This is a genomic window from Thermostichus sp. OS-CIW-29 (assembly GCF_054058195.1).
In genome coordinates, this window is record NZ_JBSSAB010000038.1 from 22,372 (window position 1) to 31,652 (window position 9,281).

The 9,281-nt window shown below is 59.1% G+C and carries 10 protein-coding genes; 6 read left to right on the forward strand and 4 right to left on the reverse strand.

Features of this window, described 5'->3' with window-relative positions:
• Nucleotides 1-49: 49 nt before the first annotated feature.
• Genes ACVWZJ_RS12210 through trpB form a run of 3 tightly spaced genes read right to left on the reverse strand, consistent with a single transcriptional unit; the run spans nucleotide 50 to nucleotide 2,901 of the window.
• On the reverse strand, nucleotides 50-814 hold the full coding sequence (locus tag ACVWZJ_RS12210; protein WP_457396222.1) for a pantothenate kinase: 765 nt from the start codon (nucleotides 812-814) through the stop codon (nucleotides 50-52).
• The gene (locus ACVWZJ_RS12215) at nucleotides 804-1,586 is read right to left on the reverse strand and encodes an AMMECR1 domain-containing protein (RefSeq protein ID WP_457396224.1); all 783 of its coding nucleotides are present in this window, start codon (nucleotides 1,584-1,586) and stop codon (nucleotides 804-806) included. Before ACVWZJ_RS12215 ends, ACVWZJ_RS12210 begins: the two co-directional genes overlap by 11 nt.
• Nucleotides 1,587-1,623: 37 nt before the next feature.
• Nucleotides 1,624-2,901 carry a tryptophan synthase subunit beta gene (gene trpB, locus ACVWZJ_RS12220; protein WP_011433122.1) on the reverse strand — a complete coding sequence of 426 codons (1,278 nt, stop codon included), beginning with the start codon at nucleotides 2,899-2,901 and terminating at the stop codon, nucleotides 1,624-1,626.
• A 180-nt stretch (nucleotides 2,902-3,081) separates the two neighbouring features.
• Between trpB and ACVWZJ_RS12225 the strand changes: the two genes are divergently transcribed.
• The 6 genes from ACVWZJ_RS12225 to ACVWZJ_RS12250 all read left to right on the forward strand — a co-directional run bounded on the left by ACVWZJ_RS12225 (nucleotide 3,082) and on the right by ACVWZJ_RS12250 (nucleotide 8,740).
• Nucleotides 3,082-3,441 (forward strand): hypothetical protein, encoded by a 360-nt coding sequence (locus tag ACVWZJ_RS12225; RefSeq protein ID WP_414375464.1) that lies wholly within the window; start codon nucleotides 3,082-3,084, stop codon nucleotides 3,439-3,441.
• Nucleotides 3,442-3,968: 527 nt separating this feature from the next.
• Entirely contained in the window at nucleotides 3,969-4,487 is a 519-nt protein-coding gene (locus ACVWZJ_RS12230) for a hypothetical protein (protein ID WP_457396225.1), read from the forward strand.
• Nucleotides 4,488-4,537: 50 nt separating this feature from the next.
• Nucleotides 4,538-5,101: a helix-turn-helix domain-containing protein gene (locus ACVWZJ_RS12235; protein ID WP_457396227.1), complete on the forward strand. Its 564-nt coding sequence runs from the start codon at nucleotides 4,538-4,540 to the stop codon at nucleotides 5,099-5,101.
• Nucleotides 5,101-6,693, forward strand: coding sequence for an Hsp70 family protein (locus ACVWZJ_RS12240; RefSeq protein WP_011433117.1), 1,593 nt, complete (start codon nucleotides 5,101-5,103; stop codon nucleotides 6,691-6,693). Before ACVWZJ_RS12235 ends, ACVWZJ_RS12240 begins: the two co-directional genes overlap by 1 nt.
• A gap of 334 nt (nucleotides 6,694-7,027) precedes the next feature.
• Nucleotides 7,028-7,921, forward strand: coding sequence for a 1-acyl-sn-glycerol-3-phosphate acyltransferase (locus ACVWZJ_RS12245; RefSeq protein WP_457396229.1), 894 nt, complete (start codon nucleotides 7,028-7,030; stop codon nucleotides 7,919-7,921).
• Nucleotides 7,922-8,350: 429 nt separating this feature from the next.
• A complete protein-coding gene (locus ACVWZJ_RS12250) occupies nucleotides 8,351-8,740 on the forward strand; it encodes a hypothetical protein (protein ID WP_457396231.1) in 390 nt (129 codons plus the stop codon).
• An 83-nt stretch (nucleotides 8,741-8,823) separates the two neighbouring features.
• Here ACVWZJ_RS12250 and ACVWZJ_RS12255 read toward each other — a convergent pair whose 3' ends face one another.
• Nucleotides 8,824-9,090, reverse strand: coding sequence for an ARPP-1 family domain-containing protein (locus tag ACVWZJ_RS12255; RefSeq protein ID WP_457396232.1), 267 nt, complete (start codon nucleotides 9,088-9,090; stop codon nucleotides 8,824-8,826).
• Nucleotides 9,091-9,281: the final 191 nt, after the last annotated feature.

The following is a 9,281-nucleotide window of genomic DNA, read 5'->3' on the forward strand; positions in this document are numbered from 1 at the left end:
TCCCCAAGCAAGAAGCCGTTACTCGCAGGCGGCTGGGAGAGACTGTTTTCTATTCTGCACTAGGGGAGTGGCGGGCAGTGCGGTGCAGCTGGCGGCAGCCGGCAATTCCCCGCAACACCAGGTGGGGATCCCAGCGCAGCTCTGGGTCAAGCGGGCCCAAGTGAGGGTGGAGCCACTTCCCATCCCCGCCGGTCAGCAGCAGGGGGCCTTGGGGAAAGCGGCGACGCCAGTCGGCAATGAACTCGCGCAAGCCAGCCAAGAGGGTGTGGAGGATGCCGCTGCGGATGGCAGCCACGGTGTCGTTGGCCCAGCGAGGGGGCAAGGGATCCTGCGGATCCCACTGCACTTTGGGCAGCAGGGCTGTGTGATCAGCCAACGCCTGCGCCTGCAACCCCAGGCCGGGCAAGATGGCCCCTCCCACCAGGGATCCTTCAGAGTCAGCTCCTGTGAGGGTCAGGGCAGTACCCGCGTCGATGACCAAACAGGGCCAGCCGTAGTGGATCCCGGCAGCCCACAGGGCCAAAGCCCGATCCAGCCCCAACCCCGGGTAGGGATCCCGCAGCGGCACCTGCGATAGCTCCAATCGATGCACCCAGGGCGATGCTGGCGGCAGGGGGGCAGAGCCCACAGGAGCCAGCCACAGCTCTGTCTGCTGCGGCCAGGACAAGGGCTGGTGAGCAGGAAACCGCTCCACCTTCACCAGGGTCTCCTCCACAAACCAACCCCAGCGCACGTGAGTGTTGCCCAGCACGGCTGCCAGCCATTCACGACAGCGGTGCGAAGCGCTGAGATCTGCCCCCTCCTCAAAACTCATGCAGCAGCTCTGCCTCCACGCGAAACAGCTCCACCGGCTGGTCGACAGGGATCCCGGCCAACCTCTTAGCGGTAGCAAGCTGCCATTCTGTCGTCAAAGCCTCTCCCGGCAGCAACACCGCTCCCCGGGTTCCAGAGCGGACAAATAGGCCCATGCGGGTGGGATCCACCTGCTCCACAGCGGCAAAAGGACTCCGTCCCGCCGACGCAATGGGCACCACCCGCCGCACAATGGCTACCTGAATGGAGGCCGACTCCAGCTCCCCGGGTTGCAGAGGTACGTAGCGCCAATCGCGGGTGACTGCCCCCACCGCCGCCCGGATGGTGGCCCTGACCAGGTCCTCGCCGCTGGGATCCAAGCTGCCCCAGCAGCCACGGGGCCGACCCTCTGTACTCACCGTTACAAAAACCCCCGCAGAGCGCCGCCAGTGGGGCGGGATCTCCTCTGGAGGTGGCAGCACCTGGCTGGTGGCGAAGTAGTAGGCAATGGCCTGACGCGCCAGTGCCGGCAGGGTGTCAGGGAGAGGTGGTCGCCGGGTGGGGGAGGGGATCCCTTCTGAATCGGACTCCGTCCCGCCAGTGCGATCCCGTAAGCGGTGCGAGGCACCCATGGACTCCGGCGGAGGAACAGGGGCAGTTGTCTCAGAAGGCTGCGGCAGGGATCCCGTCCACAAGCCCAGCCCCGCAGCCAGGAGCAGGCCGATCGCGTTAGCGGGACGGAGTCCTTGAAGACCCAGCAATCGAACCGTGAAGTGAACTCGGCAGGTGAACACCCAAGAGAATCCCGTTGGTGGTCACAACAACCGTACTCTAGAAGCTACGTCCCCGCTGCTGCAAATACTTGAAAACGGTGTTTAGATCCTTGTCGCCGCGCCCAGAACAGTTGACCACCACCCGCTGCTGAGGGCCGATCGCGTTAGCGGGACGGAGTCCTTGCTGCGGGGCCAGGGTTTTCAGATAGGCCAGAGCGTGGGCCGTCTCCAACGCGGGGATGATCCCCTCCAGGCGCGACAGCAGCAGCAGCGCTTCCACCGCTTCGTCGTCAGTAACCGCGTAGTACTCGGCCCGCCCGATTTCTTTTAGGTAGCTGTGCTCTGGCCCCACGCCAGGATAATCCAAGCCGGCGCTGATGGAGTGGGCCTCCTGCACCTGACCTTCTTCATCCTGCAGCAGGTAGCTCATCGCCCCGTGCAAGACCCCGATGCGACCGCGGTTGAGGGTGGCAGCGTGGCGGGGCGTGTGCAGCCCTTCTCCGGCGGCTTCGATGCCGATCAGTCGCACCTGGGGATCCCGGACAAACTCGTTGAACAGCCCCAGCGCGTTGGATCCACCCCCCACACAGGCCAGCAACACATCCGGCAGCCCTCCCCATTTTTCCTGGCACTGCTGCCGCGTCTCCTGGCCGATGACATCGTGAAAGGCCCGCACCAGCTTCGGGTAAGGGTGGGGCCCTGCCACCGTACCGATCACATAGTGGGTGGTCTCCACATTCGTCACCCAGTCGCGGATCGCCTCGGAGAGGGCGTCTTTGAGGGTGCGCGTGCCCGATTCCACTCCCCGCACCTCAGCGCCCAAAAGGCGCATCCGCTGCACATTGGGGGCCTGCCGCTCCATATCCAGCGCCCCCATGTAGATGACGCATTCTAGGCCAAAGCGGGCGCACACGGTTGCCGTGGCCACCCCATGTTGGCCGGCGCCAGTCTCGGCAATGATCCGCCGCTTGCCCATGCGCACCGCCAGCAGCACTTGGCCAAGGGCGTTGTTGATCTTGTGGGCGCCGGTGTGGTTGAGATCTTCCCGTTTGAGGTAGATCTGCGGGCCGCCGTAGTATTCGGTTAGCCGCTGGGCAAAGTAGAGGGGGCTGGGCCGCCCAACAAAATCCCGCAACAGGTTGTGAAACTCGGCGCGAAAGTCGGGATCCCGCCAGTGATGCTCAAAGGCTTCCTCCAGCTCCGTTAGGGCGCTCATCAGGGTTTCCGGCACAAACCGACCCCCAAACGGCCCAAACCGCCCCTGGGGATCCGGACGCACTTGAGGGTCGAGAGGATCCAAAACACGAGGGGAAAAAGCAAAAGAAGCTGAGGTCATGGCAGAGTCCGTCCGGGCCTTGTAGCCTGCAACTAGAGAGAGGCTTTCCCATTCTACAGAAGGAAGGGGCGATGACCAGTCTCGCCTCTCTTCTTCTGCCGTGGGATCCCGAAAAGTTGTTTTGAACAAGGGTCTTCCCAGGATTTTTAAGATAAGGCCGTCCGATTTTGAGGCGGCCTTATGGACAAGCATCTGCAAGAGTTGCTCCAGCAAGAAGATCAAAAGCGCAGAGATGAAGAGGTGCGGCGCACCTATGCCCTTTCTCAAAAGTCCGAGGGGATGGTGATCCTTCTGTCTATTCTGCTTGCCTTCGGAGCCTACCTCTACACGCGGCGGTGGAAAGCTTTGATGGTTTTTCTGGGCTGGTGTTTCTTCCTTGGCGTCTTGTTTAGCGACGACGAGGGAGAGGTTTCCCTACCCGGACTGTTTCTGGCCTCCACCTGGGCAGCAGTAGACAACTGCGGCGCTATCCAGCGGGCAAGAGAAGAAATTGAACGGCTGCGCTCCGGCCAAAACCCTGATGTTGATCGGCAAACTTAAACTTGGTCGACAAAACAAAATAGTGGCCCAAAAATCGGTATTTTATTTCAAACTCTCGAAAAAGATGCTATACCTACTATTTTAAGTGGCACCCAGATACAAGCGGCGCAACCGACCCATTCTCAACGGCAGTGAAACTTGGATTCCTATTCCCTTTGTCTTTTGGGAAAGAGCATGCCTCTAACCCCCAAAACCCTGAACTTTGCTGAATTTACTGAGCTTTAGGCGGTTTGGCAAAAGTCATTGAGAGGGATATAGTAGACCAAGTTTCCCCCTGATCCTTGAGTCCACCGCAACGGTTGCCGGGAAGTGAAGGGGGAAAGCGCTCGGGGGGTATTCCTCAGGGCTTTGCGGGATACCGCCTTCCTGCTCAGAGATAGGCAGGATGCGATCGCTTCTTTCCTGAACCATGTTCAGGAGAGTTCAGCGTGAATGTATCAGCTTGGACAAACCAAATTCTGTCCCCCTAGGAGAGGGGCTGGAGGTGAGAGAGCTTAGGATAGCTACAGATTAGAGCAATCAAAACCATGAAGTCTGCTGCTCGCCTAGCTTGTCTGCTTGCCGGACTGATCCTAGGAGCGGGGATCCCCGTCATTGCTCCCGCCCCCGCCCTTCCCGTTGCCCAAGCCGGTTTCCGGCCCTATCTCAATGCCCGTTTCGGCTACCGCATCGACTACCCGGCAGACTTTATCCCGCAAGGGGAATCCGACAATGGCGACGGCCAAGTGTTCCTCGGTCAAGACGGGGCTGAGCTGCGGGTTTGGGGTGGGTACAACATCTTTCAAGAAACCCCTGCCAGCGCCCTGCAGGAAGAACTTCGCCGCAGCCGGGAAAACCAGCGCCAGGTTACTTACCAAACCGTTGGCCGGGATTTCTTCGTGGTCTCCGGCTACGAGGACTTTGGCCAGCGGATTTTCTATCTCAAAAAAATCGTCCGTCCTTCCCTGCAGGCTGGCTTTGAATTCGTGTATCCGGCCAACCGGCGTGACCGTTATGACCGGGATGTGGAAGCCATAAGCCGTTCCCTGCGCCTTGCCGATCCCTGAGCCAAGCCCCGAATCTGGGACAAGATCGGTAGGGATCCCTGGCAAAAACGATGGTGAAGAAACCTCTGGATGATTGCCTGCTGGAGCGGATGCGGGTTGTTGGCCTGTCTTCTTGGCGCGCTTTACAGGCCCAGGCCGGGATCAGCCGCCGCGCCCTTGATCAGGTGCGCCAGGGGAAGTGGGGATCCCTGCGCCTGGAGCAACTGCAAAAGTTGGCTGCCGCTCTGCAGTGGGATTTGGGATCCCTGCTGCGCCTCAACGGGAATGACAAAATGGGAGCCACCGATTCCTCAGAAGTCCTCTTCTCTCTGCTGCAGCCGCTGCTCACCAGCTACCCCACTGTCCGCCAGATTGCCCAGCGCAAGCCCGATTGGCCGGCCCAAAACGTGACAGCTCTGTTTCGCTCCTTAGACGCTCTGCTGCAGCACTGGGGGTATGAGTCCATTGGCAGCCCCCTTGAATCCGTCCCCTTCGATCCGCAACGGCATCAGCCGGATCAGCCGGATATTCAGAAGGGGGATCCCGTTTACATTCGCTTTGTCGGCTACCGCCGCGGTGACCACATCCTCTGCCCAGCCAAAGTCAGCCGTTCCCTGCCTGGAGGATTGAGCTGATGGCACCTGCCCCCAAAGCGACCCTAGCCATTGATTTTGGCACCAGCAACACGGTGGTGGCAGTTTGGGATCCCGCCCAAGCAGTGCCCCGTCTCCTCACTCTTCCCGGCCTCTCTCGCCCAGACCACTCGGCTATTCCCAGCTTGGTCTACGTGAAGGGAAAAGGCCAGCTCCTGGTGGGGGAAACCGTGCGCGCCGGTCGGTGGGGGGCAGTGGATCCGCAACGGCTGTTTCAGGGGTTTAAGCGGGACTTGGTGGCGGAGTTTGTCCCTCCGCCGCGAGTTCTAGATGGAGAGCGCTACGACGCCGAGAGGGTGGCCCAAGCTTTTTTGCAGACGGTGATGGAAGCTGTCCCGAAAGAACACCTGCAGCCGCAACAGCTGGTGTTCACCGCCCCTGTCGGCTCTTTTGAGCGCTACCTCAATTGGCTGCGGGGAGTGGCCAGTGCCTGTGGCTGGGATCCCGTTCAAATTGTCGATGAAGCCACGGCAGCAGCCCTGGGCTATGCGGTTGGCCAGGCGGGATCCCTAGTGCTGGTGGTGGATTTCGGCGGCGGTACCTTGGATCTCAGCTTGGTGCGCACCCTCGCTCCCCAAGCGGGTAGCCCTGTCCTCAAAGCGGAGGTGATCGCCAAGGCCGATGCCTATGTGGGCGGGGTGGACATCGACATTTGGATTGCCGACTACCTACTGCAGCAACTGGGGCTAAGCCGACAGCAAATTGGAGCTCTGGGCTGGCTCAACCTCCTGGAGCAGGCGGAACAGCTCAAGATCGCCCTTTCCACTCAGATGGAAGCGGTGGGCAGTTGGTTTGACGACGAAGCCCTCACTGCCCATGAGTTGAAGTTAAGCCGGCAGGAGCTGGAAGAGATCCTGGAAGCTCGTCAGCTTTTGGATCAAATCCGCCAGTGCCTAGACGACGTTCTCCTCACCGCCCAGGCGAGGGGATTGGGCAAGAACCAAATTGAGCAGGTGCTCTTGGTAGGAGGCAGCTCCCAACTGCCAGCAGTTCAAGAGCTGCTGCGCTCCTACTTCGGCAAAAAGAAAGTGCGCTGCGAACGCCCCTTCGATGCTGTGGCCCTGGGCGCCCTGCAGGTGGGCCGCCAGGTGAAGCTGGAGGATCGCCTGCACCACAGCTATGCCCTCCGCCTCTGGGATCCCTTGCAGAAAAGCTACATCTACTACCCCCTCTTCGAACAGGGCAGCCCCTATCCCTGCCGACGGGCTGAGCCCTTGATCCTGCAAGTGGCCAACGACGGACAAACGGAGATTCGCCTGGAGGTGGGCGAAGTGGCCCAGGTAGTCCAGTCGGAAGTGGTTTACGACGAGCTGGGGCGGATGAGCAGCCGGCAGCTCACCCGGCAAACCGATTTCCGATCCCTAGCTCCTCTTGGATCCCCAACCGTTCGCGCTACTTCGACGGAGTCATCACCAATTTGTCTGGCCCGTTTGCAGCCCCCTGGCCGCGTGGGAGAGGATCGCCTTCGCGTCGAATTTGCCATTGATAGCTCGCGGCGCTTGTTGGTCACCATCACCGACCTGCAAACTCAGGCGCTCTTGGCAGAGGCCCAGCCTGTAGCCACCTTGAGTTAAGAGACGAAAGTAGAGAGAAGAGAGCGTCTTCACTGCAACGGAAGACAAAGAAAGCAATGTAAAGGGCACGACATGGCCACGATTCCCAACTCTCATCTCCCCTTGTGAGAGAGGGGTCGGGGGCTTGAGGAGAGTAGAGAGCGGTTGCGCCGACGGCGTGGGGTCTCAGGGGAAGGATCTCAATCATTGATATTGTTGATATTGATTATTGATTGAGAATGGCTGCATATCCAGTGATCTCTGTAGCGACTTGATGAATAATCTGAGCGATGGGATATGAATCTGATTTGCGTTTAACTACACTTCTTCTCTTGAGCTACCTTGGGAACAAATCTTGCTCTTGTCACCACCGCCCCATTTTGCCCGTCCTCCCCTCGACTTTATTCCGCCCGCCTATAGCGCCTGGGTGCTACGGCTCGTCCACGGGATCCTGCCCCTGCTCTTGCGGGTGAGGGTGCGGCGCTGGCTTCCTTCCGGCATTGCCAAAATCGAGGCCACAGGGGCGGAGATCTTGGCGCGGCTCTACCACCAGTTCCAGGAGGGTCAAATTCGCCTAGTCCTGGCTTTCCGACATGTGGAGGTGGATGACCCGCTGGTGGGCCTGTACGTTCTATCTCGCCTGGTGCCCGAAGCCGCCCGTCGACAAGGGATCCGCCTTCGAGAACCCCTTCACGCCCATTTTCTCTACGACCGGGGCATGCCCCTCTGGGGAGGGGAATGGCTGGGGTGGCTGTTGTCTCGCCTGGGCGGGATCCCTATACGCCGCGGTCGGAGGGTGGATCGGGTGGCGCTAAAGGCGGCTCGGCAACTGCTCCTGGATGGGCAATTTCCCTTTGCAATCGCCCCAGAAGGAGCCACCAACGGCCACAGCGAACGGATCAATCCCCTGGAACCGGGAATGGCTCAGCTGTGCTTTTGGTGCGCCGAGGACCTGGCCAAAGCTGGTCGCTCAGAGACCGTCATTTTGCTGCCCATTGGCATTCGGTACTACTACACGGATCCCTCCTGGACGAAGCTGGAGCGCCTGCTGGCGCGCCTTGAGCACCTGAGTGGGTTGACGCCTCCGAAGCCAGAGCCAAGATCCCCCAGGAGCCCCAACCTTCGCTACACCCAGCGGATCTGCCGCCTAGCCCAGCATCTCCTGGGACAACTGGAAGCTTTCTACGACCTACCTGATACATTTACGCTGAACACTGCTGAACATCACTGTTCAACTATGCAGCGATAGCATTCTGTTTGTTTCCAAACAGAATGGCGGTATCCCGCAAAGCTTTGAGTAGAATACCCAAAGCGCAGTTTCCGTGTCGTCTTACTACCAATTTTCTGCTTTGCTTTGGCTACCATGTTGGCAGACTCGAAAGTAAACAGAAAGATCAACTGGTAGTAATCCGTACTGAACATATTATACATTATTTTCAGTATAGTTGAGCTTATTATTGACTAGAGTCATGCTCCCTTCATCTCTGGGAGAGATGAAGAAGAACCACGGATAGAGCAGAGGCTAGCCCCTGGCCACTTCAACGCTCGCCTGGAGCGGCTGCTCCACAGAGCCCTGGAAACCGCAGAGACCTACTTTGGCCTATCTCCCCAGGGGGATTGGAACAGCCGCTGCCGCCGCATTGAAGAAGTCGCCTGGATCCAGATTTACCGAGAAGAATTGCGGCATCCTGGATCCCTGTCTCCCCTGCAGCGGGGGTTGCTCGACTGGAAAGCCCACCAGGCAACGCTCTACCTGCAGCACATGCGCTTGGTGGAAAGCTGTGTAGCCGTCCAGGAAGAGTATTTGCTGAGCAAACCCTCTTTTGAGCAGCTGGCAGAAACTGCCCTCATTCTATTTGATGTGCTGGCCCGCCTTCGAGGGGAATCCTACCCAGCCCGCCCTCGCCTAGGCTGGCGGGGGGTTCACGTGACCGTCGGGGATCCCATCTCCGTTAGCGAGCGGTTAGAGCGGTATTGCCGAGGCCGCCAGGAAGCCAAACAGGCGGTGACCGAGCTAACTCAGGATGTTTTTTCTTTCCAATTTCTTTCTTTTTCTTCCAATTTCTAGGGATCCCCCAAAGGGGGAACCAGCTTAGGTGAGAAGCCTGGCACTACTGCCGAGAGACTGCTGAAAGATAAACCACCTTCCCATCATAGAACAGAGCTGAGCCTTGGTCGCCCCGCTGGGACTCTGCTCGGTACTCCCAGCAGCAATAGGAACTCACTGTGGTTTTCCACAACCAGGTGAGGTACTGCTCCGGCCTCGCTCACCTCGGTGATGGTTGCTTCCTTGGTTTGCAGTTCTGGAAGGCGATAGGCAACTTCCTGCTCCCCCTGAGAAAAGAGAGGGAAAACCTGGAAACTGCCCTCTTGAATGGGATCGCCTATACGCAGGGTTGGAAAGTTAAGGCTGGCCATCGACTCCTCCTTCTCGTTGAAGTTGCAAGGGTGTTGCGGAAGCTGCCCTTCCCCTTGTTGGCTTGGGATCAGCTCGCCGGATCCTGCTCCAATCTAAGGTTGTGTTGATCTTTCATTTGAGCCAAAAGAGAGCACTGACGAGATAGAGAAAACTCAAGAAGTTCCTGGCCAATTTGTCAAAACGAGAACAT

What these genes read in the sequence shown, in the direction of transcription:
- ACVWZJ_RS12225 (WP_414375464.1), top strand. Translation starts at nt 3,082, where the DNA reads ATGGACAAGCATCTGCAAGAGTTGCTCCAGCAAGAAGATCAAAAGCGC.
- ACVWZJ_RS12210 (WP_457396222.1), bottom strand. Translation starts at nt 814, where the DNA reads ATGAGTTTTGAGGAGGGGGCAGATCTCAGCGCTTCGCACCGCTGTCGT.
- ACVWZJ_RS12230 (WP_457396225.1), top strand. Translation starts at nt 3,969, where the DNA reads ATGAAGTCTGCTGCTCGCCTAGCTTGTCTGCTTGCCGGACTGATCCTA.
- ACVWZJ_RS12235 (WP_457396227.1), top strand. Translation starts at nt 4,538, where the DNA reads ATGGTGAAGAAACCTCTGGATGATTGCCTGCTGGAGCGGATGCGGGTT.
- ACVWZJ_RS12255 (WP_457396232.1), bottom strand. Translation starts at nt 9,090, where the DNA reads ATGGCCAGCCTTAACTTTCCAACCCTGCGTATAGGCGATCCCATTCAA.
- ACVWZJ_RS12240 (WP_011433117.1), top strand. Translation starts at nt 5,101, where the DNA reads ATGGCACCTGCCCCCAAAGCGACCCTAGCCATTGATTTTGGCACCAGC.
- trpB (WP_011433122.1), bottom strand. Translation starts at nt 2,901, where the DNA reads ATGACCTCAGCTTCTTTTGCTTTTTCCCCTCGTGTTTTGGATCCTCTC.